Origin of the sequence: Cellulomonas olei (assembly GCF_039548315.1) — a bacterium.
In the GTDB taxonomy this organism is placed as follows: Bacteria; Actinomycetota; Actinomycetes; order Actinomycetales; family Cellulomonadaceae; genus Cellulomonas.
Map to the genome: position 1 here is coordinate 15,724 of NZ_JBCLVN010000037.1, position 18,167 is coordinate 33,890.

General features: G+C 73.6%; 16 protein-coding genes. 4 read left to right on the forward strand and 12 right to left on the reverse strand.

Annotated elements, in window-relative coordinates; translation table 11 throughout:
- Positions 1-51: 51 nt before the first annotated feature.
- The 6 genes from AAHH18_RS12150 to AAHH18_RS12175 all read right to left on the reverse strand — a co-directional run bounded on the left by AAHH18_RS12150 (position 52) and on the right by AAHH18_RS12175 (position 8,075).
- Positions 52-1,338: an ABC transporter permease gene (locus tag AAHH18_RS12150; RefSeq protein ID WP_459349127.1), complete on the reverse strand. Its 1,287-nt coding sequence runs from the start codon at positions 1,336-1,338 to the stop codon at positions 52-54.
- Positions 1,335-2,618 carry an ABC transporter permease gene (locus AAHH18_RS12155; protein WP_459349128.1) on the reverse strand — a complete coding sequence of 428 codons (1,284 nt, stop codon included), beginning with the start codon at positions 2,616-2,618 and terminating at the stop codon, positions 1,335-1,337. The genes AAHH18_RS12150 and AAHH18_RS12155 overlap by 4 nt, the downstream gene beginning before the upstream one ends.
- The gene (locus tag AAHH18_RS12160) at positions 2,615-4,195 is read right to left on the reverse strand and encodes an ABC transporter ATP-binding protein (RefSeq protein WP_343301807.1); all 1,581 of its coding nucleotides are present in this window, start codon (positions 4,193-4,195) and stop codon (positions 2,615-2,617) included. The genes AAHH18_RS12155 and AAHH18_RS12160 overlap by 4 nt, the downstream gene beginning before the upstream one ends.
- 143 nt (positions 4,196-4,338) lie before the next feature.
- Complete coding sequence (locus AAHH18_RS12165) at positions 4,339-5,430, reverse strand: BMP family lipoprotein (protein ID WP_283321093.1); 1,092 nt, start codon at positions 5,428-5,430, stop codon at positions 4,339-4,341.
- A 225-nt stretch (positions 5,431-5,655) separates the two neighbouring features.
- Positions 5,656-6,861 (reverse strand): amidohydrolase, encoded by a 1,206-nt coding sequence (locus AAHH18_RS12170; RefSeq protein WP_283321094.1) that lies wholly within the window; start codon positions 6,859-6,861, stop codon positions 5,656-5,658.
- A gap of 62 nt (positions 6,862-6,923) precedes the next feature.
- Positions 6,924-8,075: a mannose-1-phosphate guanylyltransferase gene (locus AAHH18_RS12175; protein ID WP_343301808.1), complete on the reverse strand. Its 1,152-nt coding sequence runs from the start codon at positions 8,073-8,075 to the stop codon at positions 6,924-6,926.
- Positions 8,076-8,400: 325 nt separating this feature from the next.
- Here AAHH18_RS12175 and sdhC point away from each other — a divergent pair, with 325 nt between their 5' ends.
- The 4 genes from sdhC to AAHH18_RS12195 are packed head-to-tail and all read left to right on the forward strand — an operon-like array spanning position 8,401 to position 11,837.
- Positions 8,401-8,736 (forward strand): succinate dehydrogenase, cytochrome b556 subunit, encoded by a 336-nt coding sequence (gene sdhC, locus AAHH18_RS12180; RefSeq protein WP_459349129.1) that lies wholly within the window; start codon positions 8,401-8,403, stop codon positions 8,734-8,736.
- Complete coding sequence (locus AAHH18_RS12185) at positions 8,736-9,185, forward strand: succinate dehydrogenase hydrophobic membrane anchor subunit (RefSeq protein WP_147795869.1); 450 nt, start codon at positions 8,736-8,738, stop codon at positions 9,183-9,185. Before sdhC ends, AAHH18_RS12185 begins: the two co-directional genes overlap by 1 nt.
- Positions 9,186-9,231: 46 nt before the next feature.
- A complete protein-coding gene (gene sdhA, locus AAHH18_RS12190) occupies positions 9,232-11,070 on the forward strand; it encodes a succinate dehydrogenase flavoprotein subunit (protein ID WP_343301810.1) in 1,839 nt (612 codons plus the stop codon).
- The gene (locus AAHH18_RS12195) at positions 11,070-11,837 is read left to right on the forward strand and encodes a succinate dehydrogenase iron-sulfur subunit (RefSeq protein WP_283321099.1); all 768 of its coding nucleotides are present in this window, start codon (positions 11,070-11,072) and stop codon (positions 11,835-11,837) included. The genes sdhA and AAHH18_RS12195 overlap by 1 nt, the downstream gene beginning before the upstream one ends.
- 529 nt (positions 11,838-12,366) lie before the next feature.
- On the opposite strand, the gene AAHH18_RS12200 is transcribed toward AAHH18_RS12195, so the two are convergent.
- The 6 genes from AAHH18_RS12200 to AAHH18_RS12225 all read right to left on the reverse strand — a co-directional run.
- The gene (locus AAHH18_RS12200) at positions 12,367-13,293 is read right to left on the reverse strand and encodes a hypothetical protein (RefSeq protein ID WP_343301811.1); all 927 of its coding nucleotides are present in this window, start codon (positions 13,291-13,293) and stop codon (positions 12,367-12,369) included.
- A gap of 402 nt (positions 13,294-13,695) precedes the next feature.
- Complete coding sequence (locus tag AAHH18_RS12205; RefSeq protein ID WP_343301812.1) at positions 13,696-14,736, reverse strand: YihY/virulence factor BrkB family protein; 1,041 nt, start codon at positions 14,734-14,736, stop codon at positions 13,696-13,698.
- 59 nt (positions 14,737-14,795) lie between these two features.
- Positions 14,796-15,359 (reverse strand): 2'-5' RNA ligase family protein, encoded by a 564-nt coding sequence (locus tag AAHH18_RS12210; protein ID WP_343301813.1) that lies wholly within the window; start codon positions 15,357-15,359, stop codon positions 14,796-14,798.
- Positions 15,356-16,378, reverse strand: a complete 1,023-nt coding sequence (gene trpS / locus AAHH18_RS12215) for a tryptophan--tRNA ligase (protein ID WP_343301814.1) — start codon at positions 16,376-16,378, stop codon at positions 15,356-15,358. Before trpS ends, AAHH18_RS12210 begins: the two co-directional genes overlap by 4 nt.
- A gap of 61 nt (positions 16,379-16,439) precedes the next feature.
- Positions 16,440-16,838, reverse strand: coding sequence for a twin-arginine translocase TatA/TatE family subunit (locus tag AAHH18_RS12220; RefSeq protein WP_343301815.1), 399 nt, complete (start codon positions 16,836-16,838; stop codon positions 16,440-16,442).
- A 117-nt stretch (positions 16,839-16,955) separates the two neighbouring features.
- Positions 16,956-18,167, reverse strand: a 1,212-nt coding sequence (locus AAHH18_RS12225) for a S1C family serine protease (protein ID WP_343301816.1), incomplete at its 5' end; no start/stop codon positions are given.

Here is an 18,167-nt window from a genome sequence, read left to right on the forward strand (position 1 = left end):
CGCCCCGCGCAGACCGCCGCCGGCCGCGTCGGGGACGCGGCCGGCGGGGGGTCACTTCACGTAGGCGATGCCCTCGGCGGCGGGGGCCCGCACGCGGCCGACGAGGCCGGCGACCGCGAAGATCGTCACCACGTACGGGGTCATCAGCATGATCTGGCTGGGGATGGGCGTGCCGATGATGCCGAGCACGACCTGGAGGTTGTCGGCGAACCCGAACAGCAGCGCGGCGGCCAGCGCGCCCTTGGGGCTCCACCGGCCGAGGATCATCGCCGCGAGGGCGATGAAGCCCTTGCCGCCGGTCATCTCCTTGCCGAACGCCAGGCCGTTCGCGACGGTGAAGAACGCTCCGCCGAGACCCGCGACCGCGCCGCCCAGCAGGGTGTTGCGCAGACGCGTGCGGTTGACGTTGATGCCGACGGTGTCGGCCGCCTTCGGGTGCTCGCCGACGGCCCGCATGCGCAGGCCCCAGCGGCTGCGGAACACCAGGACCTGCAGCACGATCACCACGACGTACATCACGTACACCAGCGCCGTCTGGCGGAACAGCACCGGGCCGATGACCGGGATGTCGGACAGGCCGGGGATCGCCAGGGTCGGCAGGCGCGGCGGGGTGTTGAGCGTGCCGGCGTTCTCCTTGAGCACCGTCGAGAACAGGTAGCTCGTGATGCCGACGACCAGCACGTTGAGCACGACGCCCACGATGATCTGGTCCACGACGTACTTGATGGCGAACGCCACCAGCAGCGCCGAGACGAGCGCGCCGGCGACGGGTGCCGCGAGCAGACCCATGTACGCGCTCTGGGTGAGCGTCGCGACGACCGCGGCGAGGAACGCGCCCGCGAGCAGCTGGCCCTCGATCGCGATGTTGATGATGCCGGAGCGCTCGCACAGCAGGCCGGCGAGCGAGCCGAACACCAGCGGCACCGCGAGGAACAGCGAGCCCTGCAGCAGCGACGTCAGCGGCAGGGGCTGGGCCTTGTCCGCCACCGCCCAGGTGAGCAGCGCGAAGATCAGCGCGACCGCGTACACCGCGGGCAGCCAGATGCCGGTCTTCCGGCGGGTGCGGGCGGCCTGGAACGTCCACGCCGCCAGCGCGACCGCGACCAGGCACAGCAGGAGCGCGGTGAGCTTCGACGGCACCGTGAAGGCCAGGTTCTCCCCCGGCCAGAACACGGTGAACGTGGTCTCCCGGCCGGACGCCGGCAGGATGCCGAACAGCAGCAGGGCGAGCACGGCGACGGACGCGTAGCCGATCGGCGCCTTGTAGGAGATCGGCGGCAGCGGCTTGCCCGTGGCGGGCGCCGGCGCGGCCGGGGCGGGGGCGGTCACGGCGCTCACGCTGCGGCCTCCTTCACGACGGGGGCGGACAGCTCGGGGGCAGCCCCCGACGCGCCGCGCGGGGACGGGAGGCGGAAGACGGCTCGCACCAGCGGCGGCGCCGCGATGAACAGCACGACCAGCGACTGCACGACGAGCACGATGTCGATCGGCGTGCCGGTCCGGGACTGCATCGCGAAGCCGCCGGCGCGCAGCGCGCCGAACAGCAGACCGGCCAGGAACGTGCCGAGCGGCTTGGACCGGCCGAGCAGCGCCACGGTGATCGCGTCGAACCCGAAGGACGCCGCGACGCCGGCGGTGAGCACCTTCTCGGTGCCGAGCACCTGCGCCGTGCCGGCCAGGCCCGCCAGGGCGCCGGCGACGACCATGACCCACAGGTACATGCGGTTGACGTTGATGCCGGCCGTGCGGGCGGCGCTCGAGTTGGAGCCGACCGCCCGGAACGCGAAGCCGATCGTCGACCGGTTCATGAGCCACCACACGAACACCGCGGCGAGGATCGCCACGACGAACCCGAGGTGCAGCCGGAACTGCGAGCCGAGCAGCTGCGGGTACAGCGCGCTGTCCTTGATCGGCGGCGAGATCGGGTTGTTGCTGCCCCCGCGCTTGAACGCGCCGAGCGTCAGCAGGTAGCCCACCAGGTAGATCGCGATGTTGTTCAGCATGATCGTCACGATCACCTCGTTGGCGCCGGTCCGGGCCTTGAGGTAGCCGGCGATCCCGGCCCACAGGCCGCCGCCGATGGCGCCGCCGATGACGGCGAGCAGCAGGTGCAGCCCCGGGGGCAGCGAGAACGCGAAGCCGATGTACCCGGCGAACACCGCGCCGAGGATGATCTGGCCCTGCGCACCGATGTTGAACATCCCGGCGCGGAAGCCGATCCCGAGGCCGAGGCCCGCGAGGATCAGCGGCACCGACCAGGTCATGGTCTCGGTGATCGGCCGGATCGCCCGGACGAACGACGAGGCCGTCGGGTCGAGGACGGCGCCCTCGAACAGCGCGCGGTACGCGCCCCAGACGGCGGTCCACACGGCGGAGAAGAAGTCCGACGGGCGCGCGAACAGGTAGCCCGCCGCGTCCTGCACGGCGGAGTCGGCGGCCGCGATGAGCACGCCGGAGATGATCAGCGCGAGCACGACGGCGGCGACCGTCACCAGCCAGGAGCTGGAGAGCATCTCGCGCAGCGCGCCCTGGGCGCGGGCCTCCAGGCCGTCGTCGCGCCGGGGGGCCGGCGCCGTGGACCCGGCCGGCTTGTCGGGGGCGGGGGTCGCCTCGCTCACTTGCTCTCCTCCTCGGAGGCGTCGATGTCGGCCACGCCGAGCACGGTGTGGTGGGTCGCGGCCTGCTGCTCGGCCTCGACCTGCGGCACGCCGGCCATCATGAGGCCCAGGACGTCCCGGTCGGTGCCGCCGGGCACGATGCCGACGATGCGGCCGCGGTACATGACGACGATCCGGTCGGCCAGCGCGAGCACCTCGTCGAGCTCGGTGGACACGATGATCACCGGGGTGCCGTTGTCCCGCTCCTGCACGACGCGCTTGTGCACGAACTCGATGGACCCGACGTCGAGGCCGCGCGTCGGCTGCGACGCGATGAACAGGCGCAGCGGCCGGGACATCTCGCGGGCCAGGACGACCTTCTGCTGGTTGCCGCCGGACAGCGTGCCGGCGTGCGCGTCGACCGACGGCGTCCGGACGTCGAACTCGACGGTGCGCTGCTCGGCGTTCTCCCGGACGGCGCGGGGGTCGAGCGAGATCCCGCGGGCGAACGGCTCGCGGTCGTACAGGTCGAGGATGAGGTTCTCGGCCACCGAGAAGTCGGCGACCAGGCCGTCCTCGGTGCGGTCCTCGGGCACGAACCCGACGCCCGCCTGGAGCACGTCCTTGACCGAGCGGCCCACCAGCTCGGTGCCGTCCAGCACCACGGAGCCGGCGACGGGCTGCTGGAGCCCGAGGATGACCTCCGTCAGCTCGGTCTGGCCGTTGCCCTGCACGCCGGCCACCGCGACGATCTCGCCGCGCGCCACGTCGAACGACACGTCGTCGACCTGGCGCACGCCGGCCTCGTCCAGGACCGACAGGTTCCGGACCCGCAGCGCCACCTCGCCCGGCTGCGCGGGCGCGCGGTCCACGCCGAGCGACACCGACCGGCCGACCATGAGCGACGCGAGCTCGGTCTCCGCGGCGTCCGGCCACGCGCTGCCGACGACCTTGCCGCGGCGGATGACCGTGATGCGGTCCGCGACGGCGCGGACCTCACGGAGCTTGTGGGTGATGAAGACGATGGACGTGCCGGCCGCCTTGAGCTGCCGCATGATCGCGATGAGCTCGTCGGTCTCCTGGGGCGTGAGCACCGCGGTGGGCTCGTCCAGGATGAGGACCTTCGCGTCGCGCGACAGCGCCTTGATGATCTCCACCCGCTGCTGCGCGCCGACGGGGAGGTCCTCGACCAGGGCGTCGGGGTCCACGTCGAACCCGAAGCGGTCGGAGATCTCCTTGACGCGGCGCCGCGCCTCGGGCAGGTCGATGAGCCCGCCGCCCTTGACCGGCTCGTAGCCGAGGACGACGTTCTCCGCGACGGTGAACACGGGCACGAGCATGAAGTGCTGGTGCACCATGCCGATGCCGGCGGCCATCGCGTCGCCGGGTCCGGTGAACGTCACGGGCGCCCCGTCGACGAGGATCTGCCCGTCGTCCGGGTCGTAGAACCCGTAGAGCACGTTCATGAGCGTGCTCTTGCCCGCGCCGTTCTCGCCCAGCAGCGCGTGGATCTCGCCGGGCTCGACCACGAGGTCGATGTGGTCGTTCGCCACCAGGGCGCCGAAACGCTTGGTGATCCCCCGCAGCTCCAGCTTCACGTGGGCCTGCTCCTTCGGTCGTTCGTCGTGCGCACACTAGGGCAAATACGGCGCCTTGTGGGCATGCCCCGGCGTGCGTGTGGGGGTGAACGCAGGAGGTGGCCCGGGCAGACCTGCTGCCCGGGCCACCCCTGGGTGCTGCGTCAGTTCTGGCTCGGGGACTCCACGACCAGGTCACCGGAGATGATCTGGGCCTTGAGGTCCTCGACCGCGGTCTTGACGTCGTCCGGGACCACCGAGTCGAAGTCGTGGAACGGGGCGATGCCGATGCCGCCGTTCTCCAGCGTGCCGACGTACGGCTCGGCGGAGAAGTTGCCGTCGGCGGCCTCCGAGACCGTGTCGAACACGGCCTGGCCGATCTCCTTCATGACCGAGGTCAGGACGATCGCGGAGTAGTCCGGGGCCGTGAGGTACCAGTCGGCGTCCACGCCGACGATCGAGACGTCGCCGGCCTCCTGGGCCGCCGCCGCCGCGCCGAGGCCGACCGGGCCGGCGACGGGCATGATGACGTCCGCGCCCTGGTCGATGAAGCCCTTGGCGAGGTTCTGGCCGTTGGCCTGGTTCTCGAAGTCACCGGTGAAGGAACCCGTCTGGGCCTCCTTGTCCCAGCCGAGGACCTTGACGTCAGCGCCGTTGTCCTCGTTGTACTTCGCGACGCCGTCGGCGAAGCCGTCCATGAAGATCGAGACCGACGGCAGCTGGATGCCGCCGAACGTCGCGACGGTGCCGGTGGCCGACGTGCCCGCGGCGGCGTAGCCGGCGAGGTAGGCGGCCTCCTGCGTGTTGAACAGCAGCGGCTTGGCGTTGTCCAGCGTGACCGGGTTGAAGTCGGCGTCGGAGAACGACGAGTCGATCAGCGCGAACTCGATGTCCGGGTTCGCCTCGGCGGCCGTCTGGATCGGGTCCTCGAGGAGGAAGCCGACGCCGATGATGAGGTCGCAGTCCTGCTGGACCAGCGAGTCGATGTTCGGCGTGAAGTCGGTCTCGGCCTGGGACTCGACCTTGACCTCCTGGACGCCCAGCTCGTCGACCGCGCGGTCGAGGCCCTCGGCACCGGACTGGTTGAAGGACTTGTCCTCGAAACCGCCCGAGTCGGAGACCATGCAGGCCTTGAAGTCCGACGCGCCGGTGTCGGAGCCGCCGGTCTCCTCGGAGTCCTCGGGCGCGCTGCCGCACGCGGCGAGGGCGAGCGCGACAGCCCCGCTCAGGGCGGCCACACGGATGATCTTCTTCACGCGACACTCCTGCTTCTCGTCGTCGACCGGTCCGGGGCCCGGCCCGTGCCGCACGCGCCGTTGCGCGCGGCCCGGGAGCAGGGTCCGTCCGGTGTTCGGCACGACCCTAGCGAGGCGCAGGTGTCCGCTGTGTTACCGGGCGGTCACACCGCCCCTTCGTTACGGACTTGGAACAATCGGGACCTCTCGGGCGTCCCGCCGTCACCCGGCCGGGTGCACGGGGGCTCAGCCCGCCTGCCCGTCGGCGCCCGCCCGCAGCACGGCCCGCGCCAGCAGCGCCGCTCCCGCGGCGATCGCCTGCTCGTCGACCACGAGGTCGCCCTGGTGGATGTCGTAGGTCCGGCCGCCCGGCGTGCGGGTGCCGAGCCGCGCCATCGCCCCCGGCACCTTGGTCAGGTACCAGGCGAAGTCCTCGCCGCCGAGGGACTGCTCGGTGAGCTGCACGGAGTCCTCGCCGAGCACGTCGCGCGCGGCGCCCTCGAGCACCGCGACCGCGCGCTCGTCGTTCTCGACCGGCGGCACCCCCCGCTGGTGGCGCACCTCGACCTCGACCCCGTACGGCGCGACGACCTGCTCGACCGCGTCGTGCACCACCTGCGTCGCGCGCTCCCACGCCCGCACGTCCAGGCAGCGCAGCGTGCCGCGCACGGTCCCGGAGGCGGGGATGGCGTTGTGGGCGGCTCCGGCCTGCACGGCGCCCCAGGTCAGGTTGACGCCCGACCGGGGGTCCAGCCGGCGCCCGAGGACGGCGGGCACCTGCGTGATGACCTGGCCGAGCGCGTACACGACGTCGCCCGTCAGGTGCGGGCGCGACGTGTGCCCGCCGGGCCCGGTGACGACGACGGTGATCTCGTCGGAGGCGGACGTGATCGGCCCGATGCGGGTGCCGATGCGGCCGACGTCGACCTTGGGGTCGCAGTGCACGGCGAAGATCCGGCCGATGCCGTCGAGCCCGCCGGCGGCGATGACGTCGAGCGCGCCGCCCGGCTGCACCTCCTCCGCGGGCTGCAGCACGAGCCGCACGCCGACCGGCAGGTCCCCGGTGGCGTGCAGCTCGGCGAGCACCAGGCCGGCGCCGAGCACCGCCGCGGTGTGGACGTCGTGGCCGCAGGCGTGCGCGACGCCGTGCACCGTCGAGGCGAAGGGCAGGCCGGTGGTCTCCTGCACCGGCAGCGCGTCGATGTCCGCGCGCAGGGCGATGCGGCGGCGGCCGGTCTCGAGCGGGCTCGGCCCGATGTCGCACGTCAGGCCGGTGCCCGGCAGCAGGCGCGGGCTCAGGCCCGCGAGGCGCAGGCGGTCGGCGACGAGCCGGGTGGTGCGCTGCTCCGTGCGGCCGAGCTCGGGGTGGGCGTGGATGTCCCGCCGGATCTCCACGAGCTCGGGGTGCAGCGTGGCGACCAGCTGGGTCACCCGGGAGGCGTCGACGATCACGCCTCCGACCCTAGTCGCCCGCGCCGCGACCGCCCGGGGACGGCCACGGGCCGGGACGCAGGTCAGAGCAGGTCGTCGCGCCCGCGCGCCCGCCAGCCGTCCACGGCCTGCTTCACGGCCTGGGCGTGCTCCCGCGTGGTGACGAGCAGCGCGTCCGGGGTGTCGACGACCACCGCGTCGGGGACCCCGAGCACGGTGACGGTGCGACCCGGGGCGGGGACGACCAGCGCGCCGGGCGCCGCGATCCGCTGCACGGCCGCGTCGTCGCCGAGCGTGCGGGCCGCCTCGGCGTCGACCGTCGGCAGCAGCGCGCCCAGCGACGCGAAGTCGCCGACGTCGTCCCACGTGAACGACCCCGGCACGACGGCCACGCCGCCCGCGGCCGCGACCGGCTCGGCGATGGCGTGGTCGATGGCGATCTTCGTCAGGCCCGGCCAGACCTCCGCCAGGACCTCGTCCCGGCGGTCCGGGTCGTCCCACGCCGCGGCGATCGTGCGCAGCCCCTCGGCCAGAGGCGGGAGCTGGGTCGCGAGGTGGTCCAGCAGGACGCCCGCCTGCACGAGGAACATGCCCGCGTTCCAGCGGTACTCCCCGGTGGCGAGGTACTCGGCGGCGGTCGCGGCGTCGGGCTTCTCGGTGAAGCCCGCGACGTGCCGGGCGCTCGGGGCGCCGGCCACGCCGAGCGGGGCGCCGGAGCGGACGTAGCCGAAGGCCGTCGACGGCCCGGTCGCGGTGATGCCGATCGTCACGACGTACCCGGCCCGCGCGGCCTCGACGCCCTCGGTGACCGCGCCCCAGAACGCCTCGAGGTCGGCGATGACGTGGTCCGCGGCGAACGAGCCGAGCACCGTCTCCGGGCCGTGCCGTCGCGCGAGCACCGCCGCCGCGAGCCCGATCGCGGCCATCGAGTCGCGCGGCGAGGGCTCCGCGAGCACCTGGGACGCGTCCAGCTCGGGCAGCTGCTCCGCCACGGCGGCGGCGTGCCGGACGCCCGTCACCACGAGCACGCCGTCCTCGCCCGTCAGCGGGACCAGCCGGTCGACCGTGCCCTGCAGGAGGGTGCGGCCCGTCCCCGTCAGGTCGTGCAGGAACTTCGGCGAGCCCTGCCGGGACAGCGGCCAGAGCCGGGTGCCGGCTCCCCCGGCGGGCACCACGGCGTGGAAGCCGGGGACGGGGCGGGGGCGTGCGGGCGGGACCGTCGGGCGCTCGGACATGGCGGCCAGCGTAGCGGCGCTGGGGTCCCCGGCCCCGGTTCCTCACGCACGGCCTCGCCACGGCCCGGGCCCGGCCCGACCAGGGACTTCGGTCCCTCCGGGCATGTGCGGTTCGTCACACTGGGCCGGATCGGTTCTCCCCCACGGGGCCGGACGGCGCACCATCACTACAGTGATCTGACCGGACACTGCAGTCCCGCCCGAACTCGCCAGGAGGCCTACCGTGCCCACGGTGCCTACGACGCCGACCGCGCCCGCCGCCGCACCCCCCCGGGCGGCCCGGAAGCGGACCCCCGGCGGCACCCTCTACCGCGGCCGCGAAGGCATGTGGTCCTGGGTCGCCCACCGCGTGACCGGCGTGCTGATCTTCTTCTTCCTGCTCGTGCACGTGCTGGACACGTCGCTCGTGCGGGTCTCGCCCGAGGCGTACAACGCCGTGATCGGGACCTACAAGAACCCGATCATGGGGCTCGGCGAGGCCGGTCTCGTGGCCGCCATCGTCTTCCACGCGTTCAACGGCATCCGGATCCTGCTCGTGGACTTCTGGTCCAAGGGCGCGAAGTACCAGCGCGTCATGCTCTGGGTCGTGCTCGGGCTGTTCGTCGTGACGATGGCGGGCTTCCTGCCGCGGCACCTGATGCACGTCTTCGGAGGCGAGTGATGACGACGATCGCCGCCCCGCGCACGCGGGGAGCAGGGCCGGGCCGCCGGACGTCGCGCGGCAACTGGGAGCTCTACGGCTGGGTCTTCATGCGCGCGTCCGGCGTCGTGCTGCTCGTGCTGATCTTCGGGCACCTGTTCGTGAACCTGGTCGCCGGCGAGGGCATCTCGGCCATCGACTTCGGGTTCGTCGCCGGCAAGTGGGCGTCCCCGTTCTGGCAGATCTGGGACCTGCTCATGCTGTGGCTCGCGATGATCCACGGCACCAACGGGGTCCGGACGATCATCAACGACTACGCCGAGCGCGACGGCACCCGGCTGGTGCTCAAGCTCGCCCTGTACACGGCGTTCACCGTCGTGGTGGTGCTCGGCACGCTGGTGATCTTCACCTTCGACCCGTGCCCCGCGAACAGTCCGGCGGACCTGCTGCCGTCGTTCTGCACCGCCTGACGCCCCGCCCCCGCCACCCGCTCCCGCTTTGGAGGCATCGACCCCGATGCAGACCCACCAGTTCGACGTCGTGATCGTCGGCGCCGGCGGCGCCGGGATGCGCGCCGCCCTCGAGTCGTCCGCCCGCACGCGCACCGCCGTGATCTCGAAGCTCTACCCCACGCGCTCGCACACCGGGGCGGCGCAGGGCGGCATGTGCGCCGCGCTCGGCAACGTCGAGGACGACAACCCCGAGTGGCACACGTTCGACACCGTCAAGGGCGGTGACTACCTGGTCGACCAGGACGCCGCGACGATCATGGCCGACGAGGCGATCGACGCCGTGCTCGACCTGGAGCGCATGGGCCTGCCGTTCAACCGCACCCCCGAGGGCCGGATCGACCAGCGCCGGTTCGGCGGCCACACCCGCAACCACGGCGAGGCCGCCGTGCGCCGCGCCTGCTACGCCGCGGACCGCACCGGGCACATGATCCTGCAGACGCTCTACCAGCAGTGCGTGAAGAACGAGGTCGCGTTCTTCAACGAGTTCTACGTGCTCGACCTGCTGCTCACCCACGACCTCACAGGCCGCGAGGTGCCCGACGGCGAGGACGTCGCCGTCTCCGGCGTCGTGGCGTACGAGCTGGCGACCGGTGAGCTCCACGTCTTCCGCGCCAAGTCCGTGGTCCTGGCCACCGGCGGCGCCGGCAAGATCTACAAGACGACCTCCAACGCGCACACCCTCACCGGCGACGGCATGGCGCTGGCCTACCGCCGCGGGCTGCCCCTGGAGGACATGGAGTTCTTCCAGTTCCACCCGACCGGCCTCGCGGGCCTCGGCATCCTGCTGTCCGAGGCCGCGCGCGGCGAGGGCGGCATCCTGCGCAACGCCGACGGCGAGCGGTTCATGGAGCGGTACGCCCCCACCATCAAGGACCTCGCGCCGCGCGACATCGTCGCCCGGTCGATGGCCAACGAGGTGCGCGAGGGCCGCGGCGCCGGGCCGAACAAGGACTACGTCCTGCTCGACCTGACCCACCTGGACCCCGCGCACATCGACGCGAAGCTCCCCGACATCACGGAGTTCGCGCGGACCTACCTCGGCATCGAGCCGTACACCGAGCCCGTGCCCGTGTACCCGACGGCGCACTACGCCATGGGCGGCGTGCCGACCAACGTCGAGGGCGAGGTCCTGCGCGACACCACGCACGTCGTGAAGGGGCTGTACGCGGCCGGCGAGGTCGCCTGCGTCTCGGTGCACGGGTCGAACCGGCTCGGCACGAACTCCCTGCTCGACATCAACGTCTTCGGCAAGCGCGCCGGCATCTCCGCCGCCGAGTACGCCGCCACCGCGCCGTGGGTCGCGCTCCCCGAGGCGCCGGAGGCGGCCGTCGTCGAGCAGCTCGAGACGATGCGCAGCCGCCCGCAGGGCGAGCGGGTGTCCGACGTGCGCCGCGAGCTGCAGCAGACGATGGACACCAACGCCCAGGTGTTCCGCACCGCGGAGTCCCTGCGGCAGGCGTTCTCCGACATCCAGGCGCTGCAGGAGCGCTACACGCGGGTGTCCGTGCAGGACAAGGGGCGCGCGTTCAACACCGACCTCATCGAGGCGATCGAGCTCGGGTTCCTGCTCGACGTCGCCGAGACCGTCGTCGTCGGGGCGCTGAACCGGCGCGAGTCCCGCGGCGGGCACTTCCGCGAGGACTACCCGCAGCGCGACGACGCGAACTTCATGGAGCACACCATGGCGTACCGCCGGGAGCCGGGCGTGCCCGTCGACTCCCCCGCCGGCTCCGCGCCGAAGGGCGAGGAGGTGCCCGCACCGGGCCCCGGCCGTCCCGTCGTGCTCCTGGGCATCAAGCCCGTCGTGACCACCGTGTACCAGCCGATGGAGCGGAAGTACTGATGACTGCTGTCGCAGAGCGCTCGGCCGGGACCGAGCCGAAGGCCGGCGAGATCCCGACGTTCGACGTCACCCTGAGGATCCGCCGCTACACCCCCGAGACCCACGGCGACGAGCCGTACTGGCAGGAGTTCACGGTCACCGCCCACGGCACCGACCGCCTGCTCGACGCGCTGCACAAGATCAAGTGGGAGCACGACGGGTCGCTGACGTTCCGCCGCTCGTGCGCGCACGGCGTCTGCGGCTCCGACGCCATGCGGATCAACGGCCGCAACCGGCTCGCCTGCAAGGCCCTGCTCAAGGACCTCAACCCCGACAAGCCGATCCTCGTCGAGCCCATCAAGGGCCTGCCGGTGATCAAGGACCTCGTGGTCGACATGGAGCCGTTCTTCGCCTCCTACCGCGAGATCATGCCGTTCCTCATCACCACGGGGACCGAGCCGTCCCGCGAGCGGCTGCAGTCCCCCGAGCAGCGCGCCCGGTTCGACGACACCACCAAGTGCATCCTCTGCGCCGCGTGCACCTCGTCGTGCCCGGTGTTCTGGACGGACGGCCAGTACTTCGGACCGGCCGCGATCGTCAACGCGCACCGGTTCATCTTCGACAGCCGCGACGAGGGCGGGGCGCAGCGCCTCGAGATCCTCAACGACAAGGAGGGCGTGTGGCGCTGCCGCACGACCTTCAACTGCACGGAGGCGTGCCCGCGCGGCATCGAGGTCACCAAGGCGATCCAGGAGGTCAAGCGCGCGATGATCACCCGCGCGTTCTGACCCCTCGGGGGCCCGGGCCCTCACCTGTGTGACCCCGCACCTGCTTGTGCGTTCGGATCCGAACGCACCAACACGCCGGGCGCGTCGGTGCCGAGGGATCCACACGTCCGGCCGGGGCGCGCGGTCTCCCCTCCGAGAGCCGCTGTCACGTGGTCGTTCGGATCCGACCAGGCAGACACGCTCGGCGCGTCCGTGCCGAGGGATCCCCACGTCCGGCCGGGCCGCGCGGGTCTCCCCTCCGAGAGCTGCTGTCAGGTGGTCGTTCGGATCCGAACAGGCAGACACGCTCGGCGCGTCCGTGCCGAGGGATCCCCACGTCCGGCCGGGCCGCGCGGGTCTCCCCTCCGAGCGCTGCTGTCAGGTGGTCGTTCGGATCCGAACAGGCAGACACGCTCGGCGCGTCCGTGCCGAGGGATCCCTCGGGGCGACCGCCCGGACACCAACCCGGAGCGCACGTCGACGTGGGCGGGCCGTGCACCTCTCGCGCGGTGGGACCACCCCGGTCCCGGGCCCCGAGCCGGGCCTCGACTCAGCGAGCGCTCCACGCACCGGCCGATGCGCGAGGCACCGCCCGACGGTGGGCATCACGGAGCAGGCGGCACCACTCCGCCCGGGCCGCGCGCGTCGCGAGGTCGGCCGCCGTCGCCCGCACGACGACGAGCCCGAGGCGCTCGAGCCGCTGCTGCCGGGCCGCGTCGGAACTCCGCTGCTGCGCCGAGGCGTGGACGGCCCCGTCGTACTCGCCCACGAGCCCGACGTCCGGGTCGAGGACGTCCACGCGCGCCACGAAGCCACCGCGCGCGTCGCGGATCACCGCGTTCGACGTCGGAGGCCGGAGACCGGCCTCGCACCAGAGCAGTCTCATCGCCGACTCCTGCCGCGACTCGACACCGTCCGTCGACAGGGCCACGGCCCGACGTCCGCGGGCGGCACCGGTGAGGTGACGCCTCTCCTCCAGGAGCTCCGCGAGCTGGTCCGGATCCACCAGGCGGAGCGCCCGGAGCCGGTCGATCGCAGCCACCGCCTGGGGCAGCGGGGACAGCCGGGCCAGGTCGAAGGCCGTGCGGAGCGGTGTCGTGACCTCGATGCCGTCGACCCGCTCCCGCTCGGCCGCTGCCACAGGCGTCCTCACCACGCGGTGGAACGGCCGTGCCACGAGTCGCGTCTCCGGCGGGACGAGCAGCAGGACGGGTTCCGGTGCGTCCGGGGAGCCCCACGCGCCGTCGAACTGGGGGACCTCGGATCGCCCCAGACGGCGCCGCTCGTGCACCCGGGCGGCGGCCCACCCGCCGACGACCGCGTCGTCGGGAGCGGCGGTGATCGCGAGCAGCACACGGGTACCGGGATCCGCCGGGTCGGAACCGACGACCATCCACAGACCACGAGCCGCCCGGATGTAGCTCCCGTCGCGCAGGAGCCGTGCGACGCCGAACGCCCGCGCCTGAGCGGTGGTCATCACACTGGGGAGGGCCCTTGTCGCCGCCATGTGACCAGCGTCCACGAGCGTCTCCGTCGACGGACCTTCTGCCGCCGGCGCTCTGGGGACGATCACCGAGGCCACGTCCTGTGGAGGAGCGGGACCCCGGGCGTCGCCGCACGAGGCCAGGTCCGCGTCGCGTACGGGCCTGCGCCGCGACCCGGGCCCCGTGGTACGCCCCGGACCGTTCGGACCCTTCGGCACCCACACGCCCGGCGGGTCCGTCCCGACGGATCCGATCACCGACGCCGGGCGAGGGGACCCGCGCGCCACCGCCCAGCACTGCGGATCCGTCCACACGAACACGCCCGGTGAGCCCGTCCCGACGGATCCGAACGGCACCGGAGGGCGAGACCTACCGCCCCGCGCGCACCGGGTCCGTCAGCCCGCGGTGGCAGGAGCGTCGTCCGGTGCGGCGTCCTGCTGCGCGGCCGGCGGGTCGGCCGTCCACGCGGCGGCCAGCAGCACCACGCGGGCGATGAGGTTGACCCACACCAGCAGCGTGACGATCACCGCGAACGACGCGAGCACGGCGTTGGTGCGCGCCGAGCCGGCGACCACGGAGGTCCCGAGCACGCGCACGACGCCGAGGCCGACCGCCGCGACGAGCATGCCCTGACGCAGGTCCCGCCACGCGGGACGCTGCCCGCCGAGCAGCACCACGACCATCCAGAAGGTCCCCGCGTCGACGACGAACGCCACGAGGACCCCCACGGCGCGCAGCACCCACGACGCGGCCGTGGAGCCCTCGAGACCGAGGGCCCCGAGCGCCCAGTCCGCGGCCGTCGTGGTGGCGATCGACAGCACCGCGGACAGCAGGATGGCCAGCGCGATGCCGGCGAAGCCCCCGAGCTCGCGCAGCTTGCTCGCCACGACGTTGCCGCCGGGGCCGGTGTCGGCGAACATCGCGCGCACGGCCGTGCGGAGCGCCGCCATGGCCGAGATCGCGCTCACGACCAGCACGACGACGGCGACCACGCCGGCGATGCCGACCCCGGTGCTGAGGACCAGCGTGTCCGGGTCGACGATGCCGTCGTCGCGGCTGCTCGTCTTCACCAGCCCGGGCAGGTTCGCGTCGATGGTCGTCAGCACCGTGCTGCGCAGCTCCGCGTTGTTGCCGAGCACCGCCATGAAGACGGTGTAGCCGATGGTCAGGCCGGCGAACAGCGAGAAGATCGTCGCGTACGCGATGCCGCCGGTGAGCACGCCGCCGCCCGCCGCGCCGAACCGGGCGTTCGCCCGGGCGGCCCGGGTCTGCTGCCACCAGGCGAGCAGGGCCTTCGCGCGGGCGACCAGCCCCGCCGCGCCGCCCGGGTACACGCGGGCGCCGATGTCCCGGCGGTTGCCGGCCGCGACGTCGTCGGCGCTGCTGACGGAGGCGTGCGCCTGCCCGGCGCCGCGTGGTTCGGCCGGCACTCCCATGGTCCGACCCTAGGAGCGGACCGTCCGCGCGGCATCCCGAGCGGGGACGTCCCCGCCGGTCAGGACGTCGCGGGACCGGGCGCGTCCGCCCCGAGCCGGTACGCGCCGATGGTCCGCCACATGCCGTCGTCGCCGTGCTCGTAGACGTGGATCTCCGGGACGTCGAACCGCGCCTCGAACCCCGCGAGGTCCTCGAACGCGCGGTCGAGCGCGGCGTCGTCCACGTCGTGCGCGATGGTCACGTGCGGGTGGTAGTGGAACCGCAGCTCCTGGGCGAGGACGCCGGACCGGACCGCGACCTCGAGCCCCTCGCACGCCGCGATGCCCTCGACGACCTGCACGAAGACGACGGGCGACACCGGCCGGAACGTCGCGGTGCCGCGCAGGTGCACGGTGAACGGCGCGTGCGCGGCCGCGACAGCCCGCAGGTGCCGGTCGACGTCGGGCAGCGCCGCGGCCGGCAGCACCGTCGGGCCGAGCAGCGTGATGTGCGGCCGGATCAGGTCGGCCGCCGGGTCCCCGACCCGCGCCCGGGCGGCCTGGAGCGCCCCGGCGTACGGCTCCGGGACGCTGACGGCCACGCCGATCCGGAGCTCCTCGCCGAACGGGCCGGTGGGGTTCATGCCGTCCCGCGGCGCGGCAGCAGGCCGAACCGCTCCGAGATCCGCCCGAGGGTCGCGCGGGCGATCACCCGGGCCCGCTCGGCGCCGTCCGCCAGCACGGCGTCGAGCGACGCCGGGTCCGACAGGTAGCCGTCCACCCGCTCCTGGAACGGGGTGAGGAAGCCCGTGACGACCTCCGCGAGGTCGACCTTCAGGTGGCCGTAGCCCTTGCCCTCGTAGTCGGCGACGATGGAGTCGACGTCACGCCCCGTGAGCGCGGAGAAGATCGTCAGCAGGTTGGCGACGCCCGGCTGCGCCTCCCGGTCGAACCGCACCTCGCCGATCGCGTCCGTCACCGCCGACCGGATGCGCTTCGCGACGGTCTTCGGCGGGTCGAGCAGGTCGACGATGCCGTTGGGGCTCGAGGCCGACTTGCTCATCTTCGACGTCGGGTCCTGCAGGTCGTAGATCTTCGCGGTCGCCTTGACGATGTGGGCGTCCGGGACGACGGCGGTGCCCGCGCCGAACCGGGAGTTCAGGCGCTGCGCGAGGTCGCGGGTGAGCTCGAGGTGCTGACGCTGGTCCTCGCCGACCGGCACCAGCGCCGTGTCGTACAGCAGGATGTCGGCCGCCATGAGGATCGGGTACGTGAACAGCCCGACCGAGGTGCCCTCCGCCCCGTGCTTCGCGGACTTGTCCTTGAACTGCGTCATGCGCCCGGCCTCGCCGAAGCCCGTCTGGCAGGACAGCAGCCAGGCGAGCTCGGCGTGCTCGGCGACGTGCGACTGCACGAACAGGATCGAGCGCTCGGGGTCCACGCCGGCGGCCAGGTACTGCGCCGCGGTGCGCCGGGTGCGCTCGCGGAGCGCGGCCGGGTCCGGCGAGACCGTCAGCGCGTGCAGGTCGACGACGCAGTACAGCGCGTCGTAGGAGTCCTGCAGCGCGACCCACTGGGTCAGCGCGCCGAGGTAGTTGCCGAGGTGGAGGGAGTCGGAGGTGGGCTGCATCCCGGAGAAGATGCGAGGGGAGCCGGAGACCATGGGTCCATTCTGACGGTCGGGGGCCGGGGCCCGGTGGAGGGGTGCGGGCGCGTGCGGGGCGTCAGGTCGCCTCGTCGTCGAACGGGGCGGGCGGTGCGGGCGGCGGGGCGGTGCCGGGGAGGCGGGAGGCGCCGGCGGCGGACGCGGTCGTCGCGGCGGACGACGCCCGGGCGGTGGCCGCGCCCCGCGACGCGGCGCCGGGCTCCGGGTCGAGCAGCGCCTCGCGCACGATGCGGCGGGGGTCGTAGCGCCGCGGGTCGAGCGCCTCCCAGTCGATGTCCTTGACCTCGTCGCCGAACTCGGAGTCCACGCGGCTGCGGGCGTCCTGCAGGAAGTGCCGGGCCTGCTTCGTGAGGCGGGCGAGCTGCTCGGCGTACCGCGGCAGCCGGGACGGCCCGATGACGATCACGGCGACGAGCAGGATGACGAGGAGCTCGCCGCCGTTGATGTCGAACAACACCCGTCCAGGCTACCGCCCGCCGCGGGGGGCGGTCCCGGCGCCGCCGGCCCGTCCCGGCGTGGGCACGGGCGTGGGCCCGGGTGTGCGCGCGGGCGTGGGCACGCAGGCCCCGGCGGGTCAGCCCTGCGGGGACTCGTCCAGCACCACGCGCACGTCCCGCTCGGCGCCGTCCGTGCCGCGCACGCGCAGCAGCACCGCCTCCCCGGGGGTGCGCGCGCGGATGGCGACGATGAGCTCGTCGGGCTGCGTCACCGGACGCCCCTCGATGGCGAGGATGACGTCCCCGGGCCGGATGCCCGCGCGGTCGGCCGGCCCGTCCGGCGTCACCGGCGCCTGGCCCTGCTGCGACTCCTCCGCCACCCGCACGCCCTCGCCGGTGTAGCGCGTGTCGAGCATCGCGCCGATCACCGGGTAGGTGGCGCGGCCGGTCTCGATGAGCTGCTCCGCGGTGCGACGCGCCTGGTTGGACGGGATCGCGAAGCCGAGGCCGATGCTGCCGCCGGCGGTCGGTGCGGCGCCCGGCGGCTGCGCGATCGCGGAGTTGATCCCGACGACCTCCCCGGCGGCGTTCACCAGGGGCCCCCCGGAGTTGCCCGGGTTGATGGCCGCGTCGGTCTGGATCGCGTTGATGAACGCGGTCGCCTCGCTGCCGTCCCCCGCCGCCACCGGTCGGTTGAGGGCGCTGACGATGCCGGACGTGACGGTGCCCGCGAGCCCGAGCGGCGCGCCGACCGCGACGACCGGGTCGCCGACCTGGACGTCGTCGGAGTCGCCCAGCGCCAGCGGGGTGAGCCCCGTGACCTCGACCTTGAGCACCGCCAGGTCGTAGTCCGGGGTGCTCCCGACGACGGTGGCCGGCTCCTGCGACCCGTCCGCGAACAGCACGACCAGCGACGACCCGGCGTCCTCCGCGCCGGCCACCACGTGGTGGTTGGTGAGGATGTAGCCGTCCTGGCGCAGCACCATGCCGGAGCCCGTCGCCGAGCCGGCGGCGCTCGTGGCCTCGATCGAGACGACGGAGGGCAGCACGGTGGCCGCGATGCCGGCGACGCTGTCGGCCGCCCGGTCCGGCGAGCTGCCCCCGACGGCGGCCGGGAGGCCGGCGTCGACCAGCCGGTCGTCCCCGCCGGTCAGGCCGGCGCCGACCATGCCACCGAGCAGGCCGGCACCGAAGGCCGCGACGACCAGGCCGGCGACGACGCCCAGCGGCAGCCGGGCGCGGCGGCGGGGGGCGGCGGGCGGCTCGAACGGCGGCCACGGCGGCGCGCCCTCGGGCACCACGGACGGGCGCGGGGCGGCCCCCGGGTCGGGCGGCAGCGGGGCCGGCGG

Coding starts and splice junctions, on each gene's coding strand:
- sdhC (WP_459349129.1), top strand. CDS start 8,401: ATGTGGTCCTGGGTCGCCCACCGCGTGACCGGCGTGCTGATCTTCTTC.
- AAHH18_RS12205 (WP_343301812.1), bottom strand. CDS start 14,736: ATGGGAGTGCCGGCCGAACCACGCGGCGCCGGGCAGGCGCACGCCTCC.
- AAHH18_RS12175 (WP_343301808.1), bottom strand. CDS start 8,075: ATGTCCGAGCGCCCGACGGTCCCGCCCGCACGCCCCCGCCCCGTCCCC.
- sdhA (WP_343301810.1), top strand. CDS start 9,232: ATGCAGACCCACCAGTTCGACGTCGTGATCGTCGGCGCCGGCGGCGCC.
- AAHH18_RS12210 (WP_343301813.1), bottom strand. CDS start 15,359: ATGAACCCCACCGGCCCGTTCGGCGAGGAGCTCCGGATCGGCGTGGCC.
- AAHH18_RS12195 (WP_283321099.1), top strand. CDS start 11,070: ATGACTGCTGTCGCAGAGCGCTCGGCCGGGACCGAGCCGAAGGCCGGC.
- AAHH18_RS12200 (WP_343301811.1), bottom strand. CDS start 13,293: ATGACCACCGCTCAGGCGCGGGCGTTCGGCGTCGCACGGCTCCTGCGC.
- AAHH18_RS12185 (WP_147795869.1), top strand. CDS start 8,736: ATGACGACGATCGCCGCCCCGCGCACGCGGGGAGCAGGGCCGGGCCGC.
- trpS (WP_343301814.1), bottom strand. CDS start 16,378: ATGGTCTCCGGCTCCCCTCGCATCTTCTCCGGGATGCAGCCCACCTCC.